This is a genomic window from Evtepia sp. (assembly GCF_056797215.1).
Genome location: NZ_JBQILM010000028.1, coordinates 1 through 17,763, shown reverse-complemented (window position 1 = coordinate 17,763; position 17,763 = coordinate 1). Strand labels below are relative to the sequence as shown.

General features: G+C 63.6%; 20 protein-coding genes and 1 pseudogene. 11 read left to right on the top strand and 10 right to left on the bottom strand.

Annotation, left to right across the window (positions count from 1 at the left end):
- Nucleotides 1–48: 48 nt before the first annotated feature.
- The gene (locus tag ACTOZL_RS07590; protein WP_482477664.1) at nucleotides 49–1,545 is read left to right on the top strand and encodes an oligosaccharide flippase family protein; all 1,497 of its coding nucleotides are present in this window, start codon (nucleotides 49–51) and stop codon (nucleotides 1,543–1,545) included.
- Between the two features lie 74 nt (nucleotides 1,546–1,619).
- Here ACTOZL_RS07590 and ACTOZL_RS07585 read toward each other — a convergent pair whose 3' ends face one another.
- A complete protein-coding gene (locus tag ACTOZL_RS07585; RefSeq protein WP_482477663.1) occupies nucleotides 1,620–2,483 on the bottom strand; it encodes a DegV family protein in 864 nt (287 codons plus the stop codon).
- 187 nt (nucleotides 2,484–2,670) lie between these two features.
- Here ACTOZL_RS07585 and ACTOZL_RS07580 point away from each other — a divergent pair, with 187 nt between their 5' ends.
- The 7 genes from ACTOZL_RS07580 (at nucleotide 2,671) to ACTOZL_RS07550 (ending at nucleotide 8,523) form a co-directional block, all read left to right on the top strand.
- Nucleotides 2,671–2,979 (top strand): hypothetical protein, encoded by a 309-nt coding sequence (locus tag ACTOZL_RS07580; RefSeq protein WP_482477662.1) that lies wholly within the window; start codon nucleotides 2,671–2,673, stop codon nucleotides 2,977–2,979.
- Nucleotides 2,980–3,069: 90 nt separating this feature from the next.
- Nucleotides 3,070–3,453: a BlaI/MecI/CopY family transcriptional regulator gene (locus tag ACTOZL_RS07575; RefSeq protein WP_482477661.1), complete on the top strand. Its 384-nt coding sequence runs from the start codon at nucleotides 3,070–3,072 to the stop codon at nucleotides 3,451–3,453.
- Nucleotides 3,450–5,399 carry a M56 family metallopeptidase gene (locus ACTOZL_RS07570; RefSeq protein WP_482477660.1) on the top strand — a complete coding sequence of 650 codons (1,950 nt, stop codon included), beginning with the start codon at nucleotides 3,450–3,452 and terminating at the stop codon, nucleotides 5,397–5,399. The genes ACTOZL_RS07575 and ACTOZL_RS07570 overlap by 4 nt, the downstream gene beginning before the upstream one ends.
- Nucleotides 5,396–6,961, top strand: coding sequence for a M56 family metallopeptidase (locus ACTOZL_RS07565; protein WP_482477659.1), 1,566 nt, complete (start codon nucleotides 5,396–5,398; stop codon nucleotides 6,959–6,961). Before ACTOZL_RS07570 ends, ACTOZL_RS07565 begins: the two co-directional genes overlap by 4 nt.
- Nucleotides 6,962–6,985: 24 nt before the next feature.
- Nucleotides 6,986–7,306 carry a M56 family metallopeptidase gene (locus ACTOZL_RS07560; RefSeq protein ID WP_482477657.1) on the top strand — a complete coding sequence of 107 codons (321 nt, stop codon included), beginning with the start codon at nucleotides 6,986–6,988 and terminating at the stop codon, nucleotides 7,304–7,306.
- Nucleotides 7,276–8,235 (top strand): hypothetical protein, encoded by a 960-nt coding sequence (locus tag ACTOZL_RS07555; RefSeq protein ID WP_482477656.1) that lies wholly within the window; start codon nucleotides 7,276–7,278, stop codon nucleotides 8,233–8,235. The genes ACTOZL_RS07560 and ACTOZL_RS07555 overlap by 31 nt, the downstream gene beginning before the upstream one ends.
- Before the next feature lie 9 nt (nucleotides 8,236–8,244).
- Nucleotides 8,245–8,523 (top strand): hypothetical protein, encoded by a 279-nt coding sequence (locus ACTOZL_RS07550; protein ID WP_482477655.1) that lies wholly within the window; start codon nucleotides 8,245–8,247, stop codon nucleotides 8,521–8,523.
- A gap of 80 nt (nucleotides 8,524–8,603) precedes the next feature.
- Here the strand turns inward: ACTOZL_RS07550 and ACTOZL_RS07545 are convergent, their stop codons facing one another.
- From ACTOZL_RS07545 to ACTOZL_RS07530, 4 genes are read right to left on the bottom strand one after another with little or no spacing between them, the layout of a single operon-like run.
- A complete protein-coding gene (locus ACTOZL_RS07545; protein ID WP_482477653.1) occupies nucleotides 8,604–9,491 on the bottom strand; it encodes a hypothetical protein in 888 nt (295 codons plus the stop codon).
- A complete protein-coding gene (locus ACTOZL_RS07540) occupies nucleotides 9,488–10,393 on the bottom strand; it encodes a hypothetical protein (RefSeq protein WP_482477651.1) in 906 nt (301 codons plus the stop codon). Before ACTOZL_RS07540 ends, ACTOZL_RS07545 begins: the two co-directional genes overlap by 4 nt.
- A 17-nt stretch (nucleotides 10,394–10,410) precedes the next feature.
- Nucleotides 10,411–11,103 (bottom strand): DUF4367 domain-containing protein, encoded by a 693-nt coding sequence (locus tag ACTOZL_RS07535; RefSeq protein WP_482477649.1) that lies wholly within the window; start codon nucleotides 11,101–11,103, stop codon nucleotides 10,411–10,413.
- Nucleotides 11,100–11,612: an RNA polymerase sigma factor gene (locus ACTOZL_RS07530; RefSeq protein ID WP_482477648.1), complete on the bottom strand. Its 513-nt coding sequence runs from the start codon at nucleotides 11,610–11,612 to the stop codon at nucleotides 11,100–11,102. Before ACTOZL_RS07530 ends, ACTOZL_RS07535 begins: the two co-directional genes overlap by 4 nt.
- Before the next feature lie 181 nt (nucleotides 11,613–11,793).
- Here ACTOZL_RS07530 and ACTOZL_RS07525 point away from each other — a divergent pair, with 181 nt between their 5' ends.
- The 3 genes from ACTOZL_RS07525 to ACTOZL_RS07515 all read left to right on the top strand — a co-directional run bounded on the left by ACTOZL_RS07525 (nucleotide 11,794) and on the right by ACTOZL_RS07515 (nucleotide 13,683).
- Nucleotides 11,794–12,327, top strand: coding sequence for a DUF4364 family protein (locus tag ACTOZL_RS07525; protein WP_482477646.1), 534 nt, complete (start codon nucleotides 11,794–11,796; stop codon nucleotides 12,325–12,327).
- A gap of 159 nt (nucleotides 12,328–12,486) precedes the next feature.
- Nucleotides 12,487–13,506 (top strand): hypothetical protein, encoded by a 1,020-nt coding sequence (locus ACTOZL_RS07520; protein ID WP_482477645.1) that lies wholly within the window; start codon nucleotides 12,487–12,489, stop codon nucleotides 13,504–13,506.
- A 51-nt stretch (nucleotides 13,507–13,557) separates the two neighbouring features.
- The gene (locus ACTOZL_RS07515; RefSeq protein WP_482477644.1) at nucleotides 13,558–13,683 is read left to right on the top strand and encodes a hypothetical protein; all 126 of its coding nucleotides are present in this window, start codon (nucleotides 13,558–13,560) and stop codon (nucleotides 13,681–13,683) included.
- A 176-nt stretch (nucleotides 13,684–13,859) separates the two neighbouring features.
- Here ACTOZL_RS07515 and ACTOZL_RS07510 read toward each other — a convergent pair whose 3' ends face one another.
- From ACTOZL_RS07510 to ACTOZL_RS07490, 5 genes and pseudogenes are all read right to left on the bottom strand, one after another.
- A complete protein-coding gene (locus ACTOZL_RS07510) occupies nucleotides 13,860–14,066 on the bottom strand; it encodes a hypothetical protein (protein WP_482477643.1) in 207 nt (68 codons plus the stop codon).
- Between the two features lie 48 nt (nucleotides 14,067–14,114).
- Nucleotides 14,115–14,339 (bottom strand): hypothetical protein, encoded by a 225-nt coding sequence (locus ACTOZL_RS07505; RefSeq protein ID WP_482477641.1) that lies wholly within the window; start codon nucleotides 14,337–14,339, stop codon nucleotides 14,115–14,117.
- A 294-nt stretch (nucleotides 14,340–14,633) separates the two neighbouring features.
- Entirely contained in the window at nucleotides 14,634–16,835 is a 2,202-nt protein-coding gene (locus ACTOZL_RS07500) for an S-layer homology domain-containing protein (RefSeq protein ID WP_482477639.1), read from the bottom strand.
- A gap of 6 nt (nucleotides 16,836–16,841) precedes the next feature.
- Nucleotides 16,842–17,369: a nucleoside deaminase gene (locus ACTOZL_RS07495; RefSeq protein WP_482477638.1), complete on the bottom strand. Its 528-nt coding sequence runs from the start codon at nucleotides 17,367–17,369 to the stop codon at nucleotides 16,842–16,844.
- 193 nt (nucleotides 17,370–17,562) lie between these two features.
- A pseudogene (locus tag ACTOZL_RS07490) lies at nucleotides 17,563–17,763 on the bottom strand (MATE family efflux transporter); the annotation flags it as partial.

Genomic DNA, 17,763 nt, shown 5'->3' with positions numbered 1-17,763 from the left:
GCCCCGCCCCCCTCCCGCATAGTCTGAACGGAAAGGGAGGTGGGTGTTGTGCGCTCTGTGGCGGTTTTGACGGGGACGGGGGTGCTGTCCCAACTGGTGGGCTTCCTCTACCGGATTCTGCTCACCCGGCTGGCGGGGGCGGAGATTTTGGGGCTGTATCAGCTGATCCTCCCCCTCTATTCGGTGCTGCTGTCCCTGACGGGGGTGGGGCTGTACACGGCGGTGTCCAACCTCTCCGCCCGCTATCAAGCCCTGGGGAACCGGCGGGGGATTTACCAGCTCCGGGGGGTGGCCCTGCGGCTGTTCTTTTTGCTGGCGGTGCTGCCGGGGGCGGCGCTGCTGGTGTTCTCCGACGCCGCCTCGGTGTACCTCCTGGGGGACGCCCGGACCCGGCTGGGACTGATGCTCCTGGTGCCCTGCCTGCTGCTCACCGGCACGGAGAACCTCCACAAGCACTATTTCTACGGCACCGGCCGGGTCTACCCCGCCGCCATCACGGAGCTGTTGGAGCAGGTGGTCCGCGCGGCGTTTATCCTGGCTCTGCTGGTGGTCCTCCGGCCTGGTACCGCCGAGGGGGCGGTGGGGGTCATTGTGCTGGGGATGGTGTGCAGCGAAGTCCTGGCGGCCATCACCCAACTGCTCCTCTTCCGCCTCTCCCTGGGGGCCCCGGGGAAGCTCACTGGGGAGCGCCTCCAACCCGCCGCCCTCCAACGGCAGGTGCTTCACATCGCCCTCCCCCTGGGGGGCGCGGCCCTGCTGGGGAACCTGATCTCCTCCGCCAACGCGGTGCTCATCCCCCGGCTGCTGGTGCAGGGGGGGATGGAGCAGAGCCAGGCGGTGTCCGCTTACGGCGTCACCTTCGGCATGACCCTGCCCATGCTGCTGCTGCCCACGGCCTTTTTGAGTGCCCTGGGGCTGGTGCTCACCCCCAAGCTCTCTGAGTACAGCGCCTTGGGCCGCCAGGAGGAGATCCGGCGGCAGGTGCGCCGCAGCGTGGGGGCCTCCAACCTGATTCTCATCCCCGCCCTGGCCCTGCTGGCGGTGCTGGGCAGTGCCATCGGGGAGGCCTTGTACGGCCAAGCAGGGGTGGGGGACCACCTCCCCCTGCTGGCCCTGGGGGTGCTGTTCTCCTGCTGGCAGACCCTATTCCTCTGCGTCCTCAACGGCCTGAACCGCCAGGGGAGCTCCGCGGCCATCGCCCTGGTGTGTGACGGGGTGCAGCTCCTGCTCACCTGCCTGCTGGTGGGACGGCTGGGCATGGGGGGCTATGCCCTGGGCTTCGTCCTCAGCTCCCTGCTGGGGGCGGTGCTCAGCTGGCTGGTGGCCGCCCAGGCCACGGGCTTACAGCTCCCGGTGTTCTCCTGGTTCACCGCCCCCACCCTGGCGGCCTGCCTGGCCGCGGCCTGCGGGGAGCTCATGGAGACCGTCTTGCTCCGCAGCGGCCTGGGCACCTTCCCTGCCGCCTGCGGCGCCCTGGTGTTCGGCCTGCTGCTGTACCTGGCCGCCTTGCAGGCCATGGGGGTGGGGAAGGGCCGGTGGTCCTAGCGCTACCCCATACGTGCGCGCAGCCCCCTGGCAGACTGCATTGTCCGCCAGGGGGCTGTGTTGTTTGATGGATGTTATCGTTTCCCTGCCGTCCGTCCCACAATGCCAAAGGCGCCGGCGCCGCCGTGGCAGGTGATGACGCAGCCGGAGTCCCGCCAGATGATTTTTTGAAAACCCAGGGCCCGGGCCCGATCCTCCGCCAGGGCTTGCAGCTCGGCGCTCAGGCCCGGGGTGCGGATGAAATGGATGCTCTCCCGGCTCAGGTGGTGCTTTTCCGTAAACTCCGCCAGGAGCTTGGGGATCACCCGGTGGAAGGAGCCCCGGTACTTTTTGGACACCACCAGCTCCCCGTTGATGGTCTCAATGCAGGGGTGCAGGCCCAGGAGGTTCCCGGTGAGGGCCACCACGTTGCTCACCCGGCCTCCTGCCCGGAGGTAGTCCAGGTTCTTGGGGATGAAGCACATGTGGATGGCGGCGGCCATCTCCTTGGCGTACTGCACCGCCTCTTCCACGGACAACTCCGGCTGCTCCCGGAGCTTTAAGGCCAGGCGGATGGCCACCAACCCCTGGGCGGAGGAGACTTGCTTGGTGTCCAGCCGGGTGACGTAATCCCGGTTGGCCCCGGCGATGCCGGCGTTTTGGTAGGAGCAGGTGGTGGCGGCGGAGTAGGCCAGGTGGAGGATGTGGGCGTCGGGATAGGCGGCGTGGAGTTCGTCAAAGGTTTTGGTAAAGTCCTCGGGGTTGCAGGCGCTGGTTTTGGGGACTTTGCCGGTGCGGTCGTAATAGGCGCAGACCTCTTGGGCGGGGAACGCGCCGTCGTCCAGGCAGTCCTCCCCCATGGTCACGTGCATGGGGACCAGGTAGATCCCGTATTCCTGGGCCAATTCCGGCGTGAGGTCAGAACCAGTTTCTGCGGTCAAGATCAGTTTTTTCTCCATGGGGAACCGTCCTTTCCTTTGTCCTAGAGAAACTTGTATCTAATATTAAATATTGAATACTAGAATCATTATACCAGATCAGCCTGTCTTGTCAATAGGCTTTACCCTTTGGGAAGAAAAAATAGTGGACGCTCCCGGCGGCGCTATGATACACTAACAGAAACGACAAAAGAAAAAGGGGATATCTATGGACTTCAAAACCCGCATCAAACGCTATCTCACCGCCTGGACCGGCCACCCCCGGAAATTCCTCCGGGAGGGGGGCGTACCCCTGGGGCTGCTCCTGGTTGCCCTGATCTTCATCGACTTCCTTTTGGAATTCCCCCCCTACCCCCTGGACATCCTGCTGCTCCTGGTGGTGGCGGTGGCCCTGGTGGTGCTGGTCTCCCGCTTCTGGCGCTGCCCCGCCTGCGGGGAGCGGCTGCCGGTGCGCATTGAGAACCCCCGTTTCCTGGGCATGTGCCCCCACTGCGGGGCCCAGCTCCCGGAGGATTGAAAAAAACACTTGACAAAACCAGGTTACAGTTGTACCCTATAGGTGAAGGTACAATTGTAACCTGGTTTTTCTGCAAAGGAGAGGATATCCATGAAGGATGTAGAAACCAAGATCACCGACGCCGAACTGGCTGTGATGCAAGTTTTATGGGCTGCCCAGGAGCCCTTGACTGTGAACCAAGTGAAAGCCGCCCTGGACAAGAACGGCGAGACCACCAAAACCCTCCTGCGCCGCCTGTGCCAGAAGGGGGCCGTGGGACAGGAAAAGCGGGAGGTCTATTACTACCGCCCCCTGGTGGAGCAGAGCAAGCTGGGGCGCTACCAGACCCAACGCCTCATTGACAAGCTCTACGCCGGCAGCGCCAAGGCCATGGTGGCGGCCCTGGTGGAGCAAGGCCAGCTCCAGGCCCAGGACGTGGCGGAGCTGCAAGGGATGTTCCAAGACCTCTGGGAAAAGGAGGATGGCTCATCATGACTGCTTTCTTAACCACCCTCCTGCGCCTGAGCCTGTTGGGCTCTCTCTTGGCGGCAGTGCTGTTCCTATTAAAACCCCTTCTCCGGGGACGGGTGAGCCGGGCAGCGGCCTATTACCTCTGGCTGCTGGTGCTCCTGCGGCTGTGTATCCCTGGGGGCCTGACCCTGACCTTACCAGCCCAAGCCGCCCCGACCCTGGCTGTCCCGGACCAGGCCACGGCCTTTGTGCAGACGGCCCCAGGGGGCAGTCCGGCCACGCCCACCCCAGTGGCGGCTGCGACGTCCCCGGTTACAGTGACCCCCACCCCCGCGGCCATTCCGCCGGTGGCGGTGACGGAACGCCTGTTGATGGGCATCTGGGCCACTGGCTTTGTGATGGTGGGGGGCTGGTATCTCCACGGCTACCGCCATTTGGCCCGTCGCATCTGGAAAACCGCCGTCCCTGCCGGGCCGGAAGCCCAGGCCGTTCTTCACCAGCTAGACCCCCAGGGCCGTGTCCGCCTGGTGGAGAGCCCCACTGTCAACGCCCCCCTGCTCCTGGGGCTGCTTCACCCCACCATCGTCCTGCCTAGGGGGGTGACCGACCCCGCCCGGCTCCGGGATATCCTGTCCCACGAGCTCACCCACGCCCGACGGTACGACCTGTTGGTCAAGTGGTTCGCCGCCCTTGCCGCCAGTATCCACTGGTTCAACCCCCTGCTGATCCTAGTCCGCCGGGAGATCGGCCGGGCCTGTGAGCTGGCCTGCGACGAGGCGGTGGTAAAGGCCCTGGACGCCCCCGCACGGAAACACTACGGGGAAACCCTCCTCCTCCTGGCGGCAGAGGCCCCCATGGGGGCCCTCCCCCTGGCGGTGACCCTGTGCGAAGAGAAGAAAACCCTGCAAGAAAGGCTGGTGTCTATTGTGAAGGTACAGAAACCCACCCCCGCTGCCCTCCTGCTCACCTTGGTGCTGGTGCTGGCCCTGGGGGGCTGCGCCCTGGTGACGGGGACCAATCACGCAGAGGCCCCCGACCCCTTCGGGACCCTTACCCTACCCCAGGAGGATATCACCCTCCATCTGGATATGCCCCGGAAGGACGTGGAAGCCCTGCTGGGAGAGGGGGAGGACTTTTATGTCGAGAGCATGAACCTCTCCAACCCTACCGTGGCCTATAACCTGCCGGACGGCCTCCTGCTGGTGGACTATGAGCAAATGACCAAGGTAGAGGGGGATCGTGTGCATGGGATGCACTGCTTCAGCAGTGCGGGCTATTCCTCCGACCCCAGGGTCAACCGCCAGTTTACCCCGGAGGCCCAGAAGATGTTCCAAGAGGCTGGGGAATTCCAGTTCCAGGCAGTCCAGGGCACCAGCTACGGCCACAGCTTTGCAGAGCTGAAGGCCCTCTTGCCTGACGGCTCCCGCTTTGTCCAGGGCCGAGGCGACGACCCCGACAGCCTGATGACCATGTATGCAGCCTACGGCGAAGAGACGATGACCCTCTATTACCTCACGGAGGAGACGGGGGTCTACCAAATAGAAGTGATGCCCTGGTCTGGCGGGGACGCTTTTGACAATATTGAATGCCTGGCCAACATCACCACAGGCTTTGGCTACTCCCCCATGGAGGGGAACATGACCTGGGATACCCTGGAAACCACCCTGGGCCCCGGAAAACCCCAAGGGGATGCGGTGGTCTATGGCAGTGGGGACGACACCCTGGTGGTCACCGGCTCCGGGGACGACTGTATCCTGGAAGCCCTGGGGGCCAACTGGAAAACCACCCGGGGCATCCATGTGGGCCACACGTTGGAGGATTTGAATGCACGCTATGACGGCAGTCTCCAAAGGGACCAGCTGGGGCGCTTCTACCAGGTGGAGGAGACAAGGTTCCTCCTGACCATCCGTCTGGACGAGACGGACACCGTCACCTCCCTGCGCCTGGAAGGCAAAGAGGAGGCGCTATGATGGCCCTTCTCCTGCGGCTGAGCCTGTTGGGGTCCCTCTTGGCCGCGGTGTTATTCCTATTAAAACCCCTCCTCCGGGGACGGGTGAGCCGGGCGGCGGCCTACTACCTCTGGCTGCTGGTACTCCTGCGGCTGTGTGTGCCGGTGGGGTTGACCCTGCCCCTGCCAGAGGTGAGCACCCCCGTGCCGGTGCAGGCCTCCACCACCCAACAACCGGTGGCCAGCGGACAGACGCCCCCCGCCACGTCCACCAGCCCGGAGGCCACCCAACCCAATCAGAGCGACGTAGCCCCCGGGCCAACCCCGGAACCAGCTCCCAAGGGGAACCCCCTCCCCGCCCTGGTGTTCGCCCTCTGGGCCGCCGGGGCGGTGGGGGTGGGGGGCTGGTACGTGACCGGCTACCTACGCGTCCGCCGTACCATTTCCCAAAGTGCCGTCCCCGCCGGGCAGGAGGCCCAGGCCATCCTGGCGGCACTGGAACCCCAGGGGCACGTCCAGCTGGTGGAGAGCCCCGCCGTAGGCAGTCCCCTGCTTTTGGGGCTGTTCCGCCCCGTGATTGTCCTACCCGTAGGCCTCACCGACCCCGCCCGGCTCCGGGATATCCTGTCCCACGAGCTCACCCACGCCCGGCGGTACGACTTGTTGGTCAAGTGGTTCGCCGCCCTTGCCGCCAGTATCCACTGGTTCAACCCCCTGCTGATCCTAGTCCGCCGGGAGATCGGCCGGGCCTGTGAACTGGCCTGCGACGAGGCGGTGGTAAAGGCCCTGGACGCCCCCGCTCGGAAACACTATGGAGAAACCCTCCTCCTCCTGGCGGCAGAGGCCCCCATGGGGGCCCTCCCCTTGGCGGTGACCCTGTGCGAAGAGAAGAAAACCCTGCAAGAAAGGCTGGTGTCTATTGTGAAGGTACAGAAACCCACCCCCGCCGCCATTCTGCTCACCCTGGCCCTGGTGCTGGCCCTGGGGGGCTGCGCCCTCTTTACCGGCGCGTCCGCCGCCGCCAAGACCGACCAGTTCCGCAACCCCGACAGCGGGGCCGTCCTCCGCCTGGGCATGACCAAGGAGGAGGCGGAGACCCTGCTGGGAGAGGGCCGTCAGGTGGAGGAATTTTCCGGCTACCTGAGACCCGACGGGGAGAGGAAAACCATTCTGTATGATAACTACGGCGCCGGGGAGGACGCCATCACCCTGGGCTATCTTGACGGGCGTGTCTGTGTGATCTACGCCAACGGGAAATTTGTCTACCAGGAGCTGGAACGTTCCGCCGCCCCCTTCCGCTGGATGACCGCCAGGGGCATCGGCTGCGGCAGCAGCCTGGAGGAGGTCCAGGCCCAGTATCCCGGAGAGGCGAAGGCCTCCCCAGATGTTGCGGATTACCTGGGCATAGAGGATCTCACCGTCTATACGGTGGAGAAAACAGAGGACTACAGCATGGAGCTATACCTCTCGGAAGGGGAAGGGGTGTGGTCCATCAGCATATATTCCGCCGAGCTTATGACCCAGGAAGAGCTTGAGGCCATCAAGCCCTCAGGGTTTACCCCCCTGGATGATTGGAACCCCTGACGCACCGGGAAAGGAGGCCCTATTGTGACAGAGCATATCCTGGCCCTTCTGGGGCTGAGCCTGGCGGGTTCCCTTCTGGCGGGTGTCCTGTTTTTATTAAAACCCCTCCTCCGGGGACGGGTGAGCCGGGCGGCGGCCTACTACCTCTGGCTGCTGGTGCTCCTGCGGCTGTGTGTGCCGGTGGGGTTGACCCTGCCCCTGCCAGAGGCTCCCGCCCCTGCGCCGGTGCAGGTCTCCACCCCCCAACAGCAGGAGCCCAGCAGGCAGCCCGCCCCCACCGCGCCCACGTACCCAGAGTATGCCCCGCCGCCCTCTTGCTTACCCTGTTGCTGGTGCTTGTCCTAGGCGTCTGCGCCCTCTTCCGGGGCATGGAACAGGCCAAGGAGCCCAGGAGCCTCACAGACCCGGAGAGTGGCATGACCATCCACTTGGATATGACACGGGAAGAGGTGGAGGCGCTTTTGGGGCCGGGTATGCTGCAATATGAGTCGTCCACCGCCCAGGGGACAGAGCGCTGTTTTGTCCACAATACGGAGGCGGGTGCCCTGCGGATACGGTATGAAGAGGAACAAGTGGTGGTGATTGATGCCGTCAGCGAGTATTTTCTAAGCGGGACAACTTCCACCGTCGGCTCGCCCTTCCGCTGGACCACAGAGGCTGGCATTTCCTACGGCAGCGCCATGGAGGACGTACAAAAGGAGTACCGGCGCTGGCCGGTTCAGGCGCTTTTCCAGGAGGGCAATGACACCGTTTTCTCCTGCCAAGGCAGCACCGATGAGAAAAAAGACAGCTTCTGGCTCTACATTCGGGCCGGGGAGGATGCCTGCGTGGAGGCAATGACCCTCCAACGCACGTATGCTCCCCCCACGCCGCCCCCCACCGGCTTCAGCAACCCCAGCACCGGGGCGCAGGTGGAGCTCTACCAGACCCGTGCCGAGATTGAGGAACGTTTGGGCCCTGGCAAGGACCTGAGCAATGAACCGTTTCGTTTCCCAACGTATATAGAAGATGAACAAGGAAATATCCAGCAGTGGGATCCTGAGGATGCCCCAGAAGAGAGGGAAAACGCGGGGGAAATCCACCGTGAGGTGTATCATTACGAAGCTGGGGAGGACGGAGGAAACGCGGGAATCATCGACAGCAAGGGGTATGATTACGAGGTCAGCCAGGGGTTACAGGATACCCTGCCGAGAACAGCAGTCGGCGACGGCCTTTTCCCTGGTTTCTCTGTCTTTTGCTACGGCGAGGGGGCGGATACCCTGTATGTCCACTAAAGCCAGGACGTGGCGATTGCGTTCTCCACCATCTACATCACAGATTACACTGCCGACCCCAAGGAAGCCCTGCATCCCTTCCACTGGCAGTTGGACGGTTTAACCTATGGTTCCACCTCGGAGGATGCCCAGCGGGTGTATCCCGAAGGGCTCCTGACAGACTGTGGGAACCAAATGGGCCTCAACGTACAACTGTTCCAGTATTATAACAGGGTCAGCCAGCTAGACCTTGGGATATATAACGGGACAATGGGCTCCATGTCTCTCATGGTGGCCTACCCCGGTTAAACCGCCTGTGTGATCCGATAAAAATCGCCAGGAGCAACCTGCTCCTGGCGATTTGTGCGTTTACGGTGGCATCACGGCCTCTAGTGGGCGAAGCGGAAGCAGACCCCTTCCAGCTCCACCGTCTCCACCTGCTCTGGCTGGAAGAGGCTGCCCCGTTTGGGGCGGATATCGGCGGTGTACGCACCATTTCCGCCGCTGAGGGCATAGCCTGCCTGCACCTGTGTCCCGTCAGCATAGTGCAGCTGGGCCCGGGCAATCATGGACCGGAACATGGCGTCATCCATGATCGAGGGGTCCTCCCTGTTGGCCAAGAAAAGCTCCACCTCTGTGCGCAGGGGGGTGACGGTACAGGCCAACCCCTGGGGCGGGGCGGTGGCGGTGACGCTGCTGGCCTGGTTGGTGGGGGTCCAGGAGAAGGAGAGCAGGTCGCCACAGTGGGCTTGGATGGGAGGCCCCGTTTCTGGCTGGTCTGGGTCTCCGGGGGCAGATAAGGAGAGTCCTCCCAGAAAGACCGTCAGGGGCCGGCCTGTGTAGGGCTCCTGGAAGTCGTAGGAAATATGGCCGGTGATGCGGTCCCCCTCCGGCTCACTCCAGCTGAGGCTGCTACTGTTGTAGGGGTGGTAGGTGCTGGTGAAGGGGTCCTTTCGGAGGGGCTTGTCGTTGAACTGGCAGGCGGTGCCAAAGCTGAGGGACCCTTCCTCCGCCGCCAGCTGTGCCCCCCAGCCCTCCGGCAAGGTCAGCTCATAGAAGAGGTAGATGGTTTTCCCATCCCCAATGGATTGCAGGAGGCGCAGGCTGGTTTCCTCCCCTGCCACGGTCTCGTTTAGGGGCTGCACCATGTCCTCCAACCCGGCTACATCGGTTTCCGTCAAGTGGAAGTGCTCCAACGCCGCCGGGCACCAGCTCTTTTGGGGGGCGCAGGCGGTGAGCAGCAGCAGGAGCGGGACCAGTATCCACAGCTTTTTCATGGTGGGCCTCCTTCCTGGCGGTCAAAGACGAAGGTATAGTCTAAAATTTCCACATGGTCCAGGGCATCCAGGCGGAAGATGCCGCTGGGGGGCTTGGCGTTGAGGGCTTTGATGGGGTCGGCTTCCCAGCCGCCGCCGAAGTTGTCCAAAACGCTGCCGTCCTGATAGACCAGCTTTACGCTCTCCTGTACGCTGGTCAGGGGGTCCGTGGGGGATAGGGGGTCCTGGACGGCCTCCACACTGATGGGCAGGCTGATGCTAAGGGACAGGGGGCTGATGGTGCAGCTGCCGCCCTTGTCCTGGGCGGTGCGGTGGGGGGCTTTGTTGTGGGGGGTCCAGGTCACGGAGCAATGGACGCCCTCCTGGCCAGGCTGGTCTGTGTCGCTGAGACGGAAGGTCAGGGCTTGGTTTGTGTAGCCGGGGCCGTCAAAGGAGACAGAGGCAAAGCAGTAGAGGCAGCGTGTGTCCGGGTCATAGGAGACCGCCCGGGTGGAATACTCCCGATACGTCAGGGGGCTGAACGCCGGGGCAAGATAAATCAGCGCCGTGAGTTCCTCGTTGGTGGGTTGGCGTCCTGTGCTGGGGAGGGTGAGGCTGTAGAGTATATTTAGTTGATGGCCGTCGCCAAAGGTTTCCAGTAAGGCCATTGTGGTGCCGTTCCCGTCGGCGTGGGACGACAGGAGATCCAATGTGGCACCGTCTGGGGTCCCGCTGCCGCCGGTGGTTTCCAGCATACCCTCCAAGCCGGTCAGGCCGCCGGGGGGAATCCACAGGATTTCTTGGATGCCCTGGGGCGCCCCCGTGCTCCTGGGGATTTGGGCCAGGGGTGGTTCCCCGCAGCCTGCCAAGCAGCCCAGCAGCGCCAACAGGAGCAGCAGGGCCAGGCATTGTTTCTTCTTCATTCCACGCCTCCTTTGCGTCAGGGCACCCGGCGGATGGTCTCCGCCAGGTGGATCAATTCCTCTTGGGACAGGGGGCCGTCCAGGTAGAAGAGGGTGTTGTCCTGGAACCAGACCAGGAGATTGCCCTTGCCCTCCTGGCCTCCCTGGTAAAAGTCCGCCGCCTGGTCCTGGACCGTAACCTGCTGCCGGGCCATCCCCTGGGTGGAGAAGGAGATGTTGCTGCTCACCGTGGTGCTGTCCCGCTTCCAATAGCCAAAGGTCAGGGCCTCCCCCCCTTCGGTGCGGAAGTGGTGGCTGGCCCCGAAGTCCGCCAGGTATACCGAGTGGGGGGCGTAGCCCTCTGGGGTCTGGGCCAGGAGGTAACGGGTGGGGTCGGGCTTCTCCCTGGGCTCCCCGCGGAAAGAGTAGAGCTGTCCCCCTTCCACCTGCTGGCTCACCCAGCCCAGGAAGTGTTCCCGGGCCTGGGCGTCCACCCCCAGCCAGGTGCCCAAGCCCAGCAGCAGCACCAGCCCCAGGCAGGCCACCCGCTGGGCCACCTGGCGGACACGGACCAGATGGTCCCGCCGGGCGGCTTGTTGGAATATATGGTCCATGTTCGCTGCAAACTCTGGGGAAACCTGGGGGTGGCAGTCCTCTGGGTCTGGGTAACTGGCCGCGATGATCCGTCCCGCTTCCCGGGCGGCTTCCCGCAAGCGTTCCTCTGGTATCATTGGATCCCCTCCTTTTGGCAAAGCGCGTCCAAATGCTTCTTGGCCCGCTGTTCCAGCTTGTAGGCCGCCCCCAAGGACAGGCCCAGAAGGGCCGCCGTCTCCTTGGGGCTGTAGCCCTGGTCATAGCGCAGCAGGATCAGCGCCTGTTCCCGGGGCGGCAGGCGGAGGATACAGCGGGTCAGGCCGTCGTCCACCTGCTCCTCCAAGCTGCCGGGGCCGGGGAGGTCCGGGGGCAGGGGGGCCTGGGGGCGGCGCTGGCGGTAGCGGCTGATGGCCTTGTGCCGGGCGATGGTGGCCAGGTAGGCCCGGGTCCTGGGGCTGTCCACGGCGTCCAGCTTGTCCATGGCCTCCAGGGCGGACAGGAAGCTGTCGTGGACCACCTCCTCCGCCTCGTGGTGGTTTTGGAGGATCTCCATGGCGATGTACAGCAGCAGCCCCTTGTAGCGCTGGTATAGCGCTTCCAGCTTGGCCCGGCTGTCGGGCTGGATGGGTCTGGCCAGAGCCCTCACCCCCTTTTCTCTGTTGGTTGAACCGTCCTTCTATTTATCATAACGCTTCAGGGGGGCGATTTTGGACAGATTTTTCAAAAGTTTTGCCGTTTTTTGATTTCCCAGGAAATTCCACCCCCTGGAAAGGCTGGACGCAGGGGGCAAACTGCGCTATAATGGGCCAAAAGGGAGGCGAGGCACCATGGGCCGTATGGGGTTCATCCACGACAAGCTGGACATCAAGTTTTTAATCCTCTATATCACCGCACGCCTGGCAGGGCCGGTGGACTTCACCACCCTGGCGGAGCTGTCCTTCTGCGACGAGGGGGTGTCCTATTTCGACTTCGCCGAAGCCCTGGCGGAGCTGGTGGAGACCCAGCACCTGGCCGTGGGGGAGGACGAGCGCTATGCCATCACCGAGAAGGGCCAGCGCAACGGGGCCATCTGTGAGAGCAGCCTGGCCTTTTCCGTGCGCCAGCGCTGCGAGGCCAACCTGGCCCAGGTCAACGCCATCCTCCGCCGGGACGCTCAGATCCGCACCGAGACCTTCCCCCGGGAGGACGGCGGCGGCGTCACCCTCCGGCTGATCCTGGACGACGACAAGGGGAATCTGATGACCCTGGACATGCTCACCGTCTCCCAAGACCAGGCCAGCCGCCTGGCCGAGCGGTTCCGGGAACAGCCGGAGCGCTTATATCAGAAGATTTTGCAGCTTTTGTTGGAGGAGGCGCCTTAGGGCAAAGCCTCCCTTTGTGGAAACGAACACGACCTGTTTGCCTCCCTCCCAGAGGGAGGCTTTTTCCCCAAAATCCACCAGCATCCGACACCCTTGACCCCCTTTCCCCTTTGTGCTACAATGGAAAAAACCATGTGACACACCGGAAAGGACCCTGTTATGAAGAAAAAAATCCTAGCACTTGTGCTGTCCTGTACCCTGGCCTTTGCCCTGGCCGCCCCCGCCGGGGCCGCCGGCACCCAGGCCCAACAGTCCGCCTACCTGCTCTACCACCTGGGCCTCTTCTTTGGGGAGGGCGTCCAGGAGGACGGCTCCCCCCAGTTCTCCCTGGACCGTGCCCCCACCCGGGCCGAGGCCGTCACCATGCTGGTGCGCCTGCTCAGCGCCGAGAAGGAGGCCCTGGCCCAGGACTGGGACATCCCCTTTACCGACGTGCCCCACTGGGCGGAGCCCTATGTGGGCTACGCCTACGCCCACGGCCTGGCCAATGGGGTGGACTTCACCCGCTTTGGCTCCGACCAGCCCACCACCGCCGCCCACTACCTCACCTTCGTCCTCCGGGCTCTGGGGTATCTGGACGGGGCGGATTTCACCTGGTCTGAGCCCTGGGTCCTCTCTGACCAGCTGGGCATCACCGACGGCAGCTACGGCACCGGCCGGGACTTCCTGCGGGCCGACGTGGCCCTCACCTCCGCCAAGGCCCTGGACGCCCCCCGGAAGGGGCAGAGCCTCACCCTGCTGCAACAGCTGCGGGGGGACAACAGCGTCACCACCGGAAACCTGGTGATCTGGGACCACTCCCTGGTGTCCATCCAGGAGAACTTCATCTCCTTCCTCTTCCACCCCGCCAAGGGCACCACCAACGGCTTCGCCTCCTTTAAGGTGGACCAGGTGAGCGTCAACGGCCAGCCCTGCGAGACCTTGCAGGTCACCACCCCCGAGGCGGTGGCCGCCTACCTGGCCTCCATCAGCTACGACGCCGGTGGCTTTGGCTACATTGAGATCAGCTACGACGAGGACGCCGCCCTGAAAGCGGCCACCGAGACCTACACCGACCCGGCAGGCCACGTCTACCCCCTGCTCACCTTCACCTTCCGCTACACCGCCACCCAGGCCGACGGCAAAGTCCTCACCGGCAGCTTTTCTACCTCCTATTATCTGGACGCGGATGGGGAGTAAATCCCCCGCCCTTGAGCGCGCAATTGCCAGTGGTTCAGGAGGTGCAGGAATATGCAGGAATCATCAAGATTGATTTTAGGCCTACGGGCCAAGGGGTGGACCGACACAGAAATTACGGACTTTATCCTTTGGATTGAAACAGGGGAAGAGCAGTATAAGCCCAAAGACACGAAGTAAAAAAATCGGGAGCTAGGTGCTCCCGATTTTTCTTTCCTTTTCCCCACGGATTTGCTATAATCAAGGCACGATGCCACCCGGATACCTGGGGAAACAATGGAGGTGCCCACCACAAAAAACCGTTGGCCGGATGGAAGTATCCCGGCCAACGGTTTTTTTAGCAATGAGGTATGTTTTTATGGAATCGCGGGCCTGCCGCCCCCCCGGTTGCTGTTGCCGGCGGCGTAAGCCGCCACCAGGACGATGAGCAGGGGCAGCGCTGCGGCCTGGAGGAATGCCCCAAAGGATTTGCTAAACAGCAGGCAGGCCAACAGGCACAGCAGCAGGGCGGCCAGGCCGGCCAGGACCAACAGGGTCAGGATACTGATGAGATAGCGTTTCATGGGGCTCCCTCCTTTTTCTGTGGTGGCGCAGTCAGCTCGGGCGGCGGCTCAGGCCCGGTTTGCCGCGGGACTGGTGGTGACGGTGGGGGCGGGGGTGGCTTCGGCGGCGAAGAGCTTCCCGGCGGCGTAGGCAGTGACCAGGGCACCGGCTATGGGGAGCAGGGCCTTGGTGATCCCGGCGCTCAGGGCGGCGGTGCCGATGAGGGCGGTGGCCATGAGGCCGATGCAAACCAGGGAAACAGCGGTGAGCAGAATAGCGATGGTCTTTTTCATGGGAATTACCTCCTTTGATTGGCTTGGCCTCCGGTGCTGGGCTTCTGTTGCAGCTGCCGTGGCTCAGCTTCTGATTGTATGATAGCACAAGGCCCCCGGGCCTGCTATGGCGGGAGTCTGGGAACTTTGTAGAAGCCAGGGGAGAAACTTAGCACCATTCTTCCAGTCCTAGCAGGATTCTGCTATAGAAATAGATGGAGCCTGGCACACAATAGAAAGACGCGGCACATGGCATGTATAGATACCATGTGCCGCGTCTTTGCTGTGGGTTTGGGATGGGATGGAAGGGCTTGTTCAGGCCTTCAGGTTTTCACAGAAGCGCATGAGGATGGTGGCCACCTGGGCCCGGGTGGCGGTGCCGGCGGGGTTCAGGGCGTTGGCGCCCATGCCGCTGACCAGCTTGGCGCCCACAGCCCAGGACAGGGCCTCCTGGGCGTAGCCGCTGACGGAAGCGCTGTCGGAGAAGCCGGAGAGGCTGGCGCTGGCGCTGGTGTCATAGCCCTTCTTGTTGGCATAGCGGTAGAGGATGGTGGCCAGCTGTTCCCGGGTGATGGGATCGTCGGGGCCGAAGCGACCGTTGCCGTAGCCGCTGACGATGCCGTTTTCCGCTGCCCATGCCACGGCGTTGGCGTACCACTGGTTGGCTGGGACATCCTGGAAGGGGGCGCCGCTGACAGCGGGCTTGCCCTCTAGGTTATACAGCACCTGGGCCAGCATGGCCCGGGAGAGGTTGGCGTTGGGGCCGAAGGTGGTGGGGGAGGTGCCGCTCATCATGCCGTTTTTGTACATGTACTCCACGGCGTTGAAGTACCAGGAGCCCACAGGCACGTCGGTGGCGTAGTCGCTGGTGGGGGCGCTGGTGGTGAGCTCATAGGCGCACAGGGCATAGTAGGTGGTGTTCACCAGGACTTCGTACTTCCCGTCGCCGTCCACGTCCTGGACCACAGGGGGGCACTTCACGTCGTTGGAGTGGATCACCTGGCCCTCATAGTTGGCGTAGCCGTCGTGGATGTCCCGGGAGGCCAGGAGCTTGCCGTCGTGGCTGAGAACGTAGATGGCGCCGTTGACGCCGGTGTTGGTGCCGTTGGGGGTGCTGCTGTCCGTCCAGGAGGCGAAGATGACTTCCTTCTTGCCGTCGCCGTTGATGTCCACGCAGACGGGGGCGGTGGGGTACTCAAAGACGGTGGCGCTGCTCTTGGGCAGGGTGAAGGGCCAGGAGCCGTGCTCCTGGCCGTCCAGGCCGAAGCAGTGGAGCTTGCCGTTGTAGGCGTTGAAGAGGATTTCCTGGTTGCCGTCGCCGTCCAGGTCCGCGGCCACAGGCTCGGAGAACACGCCGCCGGACATGGACTCGCTGTCCGCCTTTTTCAGGGGCGCACCCAGGTCCCGGGGGGCGGCGGACCAGTCAAAGCCCTTGGCGCTGTTCTGGTAGCGGCTGCGGTCCTGGTTGAAGATGAAGGCGGTCATGTAGCGGGAGTCGGCGATGGTCTGCCAGTTGGTCTGGGAATAGGTGGTACGGTCCATCATCATGGCGGTGACGATGACCTCGCCTTTTCCGTCGCCGTCCACATCGCTGTAGAGGGCAGCGGAGTGGCCCAGTTCTGCCCGGTAGAGCTCAGCCCGGGTCTCCCCGCCCTGGATGGGCCAGCCCCAACCGCCGTTTTCGCACTTGGTTTCCTGGCCGTAGTCCTCAAAGATGGCCACGCCGCCCCAGGGACGGCTGCCATAGCGCTCGTTGGTGGTCACCAGGGAGCCGTCGGCGTTGTAGGCCTGGACGTAGGCGTTGTCGGTGGGGACGATGATCTCCGGCAGGCCGTCGTTGTCCAGGTCGCCGGTGGCGATGCCGTCGCCGAACACGCCATAGCTGTAGGCCTGGCCTACATGGTCCGGGGAGAGCTGGGGCCAGCCGGGGACCACGCTGCCGTCGCAGCGGTAGAGCCACACGCTGGCCTCGGCGGCCACGCCCATGCCCACGGCGATTTCCATCCGGCCGTCGCCGTCCACGTCGGTCACAGCCAGGGAGCGGACCCCGCTGCTGCCGCTGACGGGCTTCTGGGGCCAGCCGGGCTTGAAATAGCCCTGGTCATTGAGCACGGAGATGGAGCCGTCGCCGTAGCCGATGACGATTTCCTTGCGGCCGTCGGCGTCGATGTCCAGGACTTCCATATCGGTAAACACCTGGCGGCCAGGGTTGTCGTTGAGGGTGTATCCGGCGGCGCGGTCCTTGCCGGCGTTGATGCGCCACTTCTCCGCCCCGGTGGCGGCGTCCATGACCATCATGGAATAGGCGGCGTTGAGGACTTCCAGCTTGCCGTCGCCGTCCAGGTCGGTGACCACAGGGCTGGCGTAATAGCATTCCTCCTGATAGTACGGGCTGGTGCTGCCAGCGAAGCTATACTGTTCGCCGATGCTCACACTGCCCCCCGCTGCCTGGGCGGGGACGCACAGGAGACTGAGGAGGACACTGAGGGATAGCACTGCGGTGAAAAATCGTTTCATGTTTCGTTACCATTCCTTTCTCTTGCCTCTCAAGGGCTTGTCCGCCCATTGTAGCATTGGGTTGTTGGGATTGTCAAGCTGGCGGCCGCCGCTGCGGACCTGGGCGAAAAACGCCCGCAGGAGCTGGGCGCAGGGCTCCTCTAAAATATGCCCCACAATCTTGGGGTGGTGGCGGAAATTCTCCTCGAAGAGGTTCAGGATGGACCCGCAGGCCCCAAACGCTTCGTCCTTGGCCCCGTAGTATAGCTCCGGGACCCGGGCGCTGATGATGCCCCCGGCGCACATGGGGCAGGGCTCCAAGGTGACATACAGCCGGGTGCCTTGGAGGCGCCAGCCTCCCAGGGTCCGGCAGGCGTCGGCGATGGCCAGGAGCTCTGCATGGGCCAGGGGGTCCCGGTCCTCCTCCCGGCGGTTCCGGCCCCGGCCTACGATGGTGTCCCCCTGGACGATGACGCAGCCCACAGGCACCTCCCCGGCCTCGTAGGCCTCCCGGGCCAGGGCCAGGGCCTGGGACATGTAATGTTGGTGGTCCATATCTGCTCACCTCATGTTCCTTGATGGGGTTAGTATAGCGGATTTGGGGCGTGGGGGCAAGGATGGTATGCCCAGGGACTTCACTAAACATTAAATTATGTTGACAGATATCCGGATGCCATTGGCAGCCCTTGCCCTGCTAAGACGGAAAACGCGATATCCAGCCCTGAGGTGTGGATACCGCGTTTTGTTGTTACCCATACTGATACCGCCGCCGCCTACTGAGGAAGCAGTACAGCGAGACAAAAAAGCTGGCGCACTCCGCCGCCGCCATAGCCGCCCATAGCCCATCCACGCCGAAGAGCAGCGGCAGGCCCAAAATCCCTACGATCTGGAACACGAAGGTACGCAGGAAGGACAGCACCGCCGACACCGCCCCGTTGTTCAGCGCCGT

What these genes read in the sequence shown, in the direction of transcription:
- ACTOZL_RS07505 (WP_482477641.1), bottom strand. Translation starts at nt 14,339, where the DNA reads ATGAAAAAGACCATCGCTATTCTGCTCACCGCTGTTTCCCTGGTTTGC.
- ACTOZL_RS07495 (WP_482477638.1), bottom strand. Translation starts at nt 17,369, where the DNA reads ATGGACCACCAACATTACATGTCCCAGGCCCTGGCCCTGGCCCGGGAG.
- ACTOZL_RS07520 (WP_482477645.1), top strand. Translation starts at nt 12,487, where the DNA reads ATGAAGAAAAAAATCCTAGCACTTGTGCTGTCCTGTACCCTGGCCTTT.
- ACTOZL_RS07565 (WP_482477659.1), top strand. Translation starts at nt 5,396, where the DNA reads ATGATGGCCCTTCTCCTGCGGCTGAGCCTGTTGGGGTCCCTCTTGGCC.
- ACTOZL_RS07525 (WP_482477646.1), top strand. Translation starts at nt 11,794, where the DNA reads ATGGGCCGTATGGGGTTCATCCACGACAAGCTGGACATCAAGTTTTTA.
- ACTOZL_RS07515 (WP_482477644.1), top strand. Translation starts at nt 13,558, where the DNA reads ATGCAGGAATCATCAAGATTGATTTTAGGCCTACGGGCCAAGGGGTGG.
- ACTOZL_RS07510 (WP_482477643.1), bottom strand. Translation starts at nt 14,066, where the DNA reads ATGAAACGCTATCTCATCAGTATCCTGACCCTGTTGGTCCTGGCCGGC.
- ACTOZL_RS07545 (WP_482477653.1), bottom strand. Translation starts at nt 9,491, where the DNA reads ATGAAAAAGCTGTGGATACTGGTCCCGCTCCTGCTGCTGCTCACCGCC.
- ACTOZL_RS07575 (WP_482477661.1), top strand. Translation starts at nt 3,070, where the DNA reads ATGAAGGATGTAGAAACCAAGATCACCGACGCCGAACTGGCTGTGATG.
- ACTOZL_RS07585 (WP_482477663.1), bottom strand. Translation starts at nt 2,483, where the DNA reads ATGGAGAAAAAACTGATCTTGACCGCAGAAACTGGTTCTGACCTCACG.
- ACTOZL_RS07535 (WP_482477649.1), bottom strand. Translation starts at nt 11,103, where the DNA reads ATGATACCAGAGGAACGCTTGCGGGAAGCCGCCCGGGAAGCGGGACGG.
- ACTOZL_RS07540 (WP_482477651.1), bottom strand. Translation starts at nt 10,393, where the DNA reads ATGAAGAAGAAACAATGCCTGGCCCTGCTGCTCCTGTTGGCGCTGCTG.
- ACTOZL_RS07580 (WP_482477662.1), top strand. Translation starts at nt 2,671, where the DNA reads ATGGACTTCAAAACCCGCATCAAACGCTATCTCACCGCCTGGACCGGC.
- ACTOZL_RS07500 (WP_482477639.1), bottom strand. Translation starts at nt 16,835, where the DNA reads ATGAAACGATTTTTCACCGCAGTGCTATCCCTCAGTGTCCTCCTCAGT.
- ACTOZL_RS07570 (WP_482477660.1), top strand. Translation starts at nt 3,450, where the DNA reads ATGACTGCTTTCTTAACCACCCTCCTGCGCCTGAGCCTGTTGGGCTCT.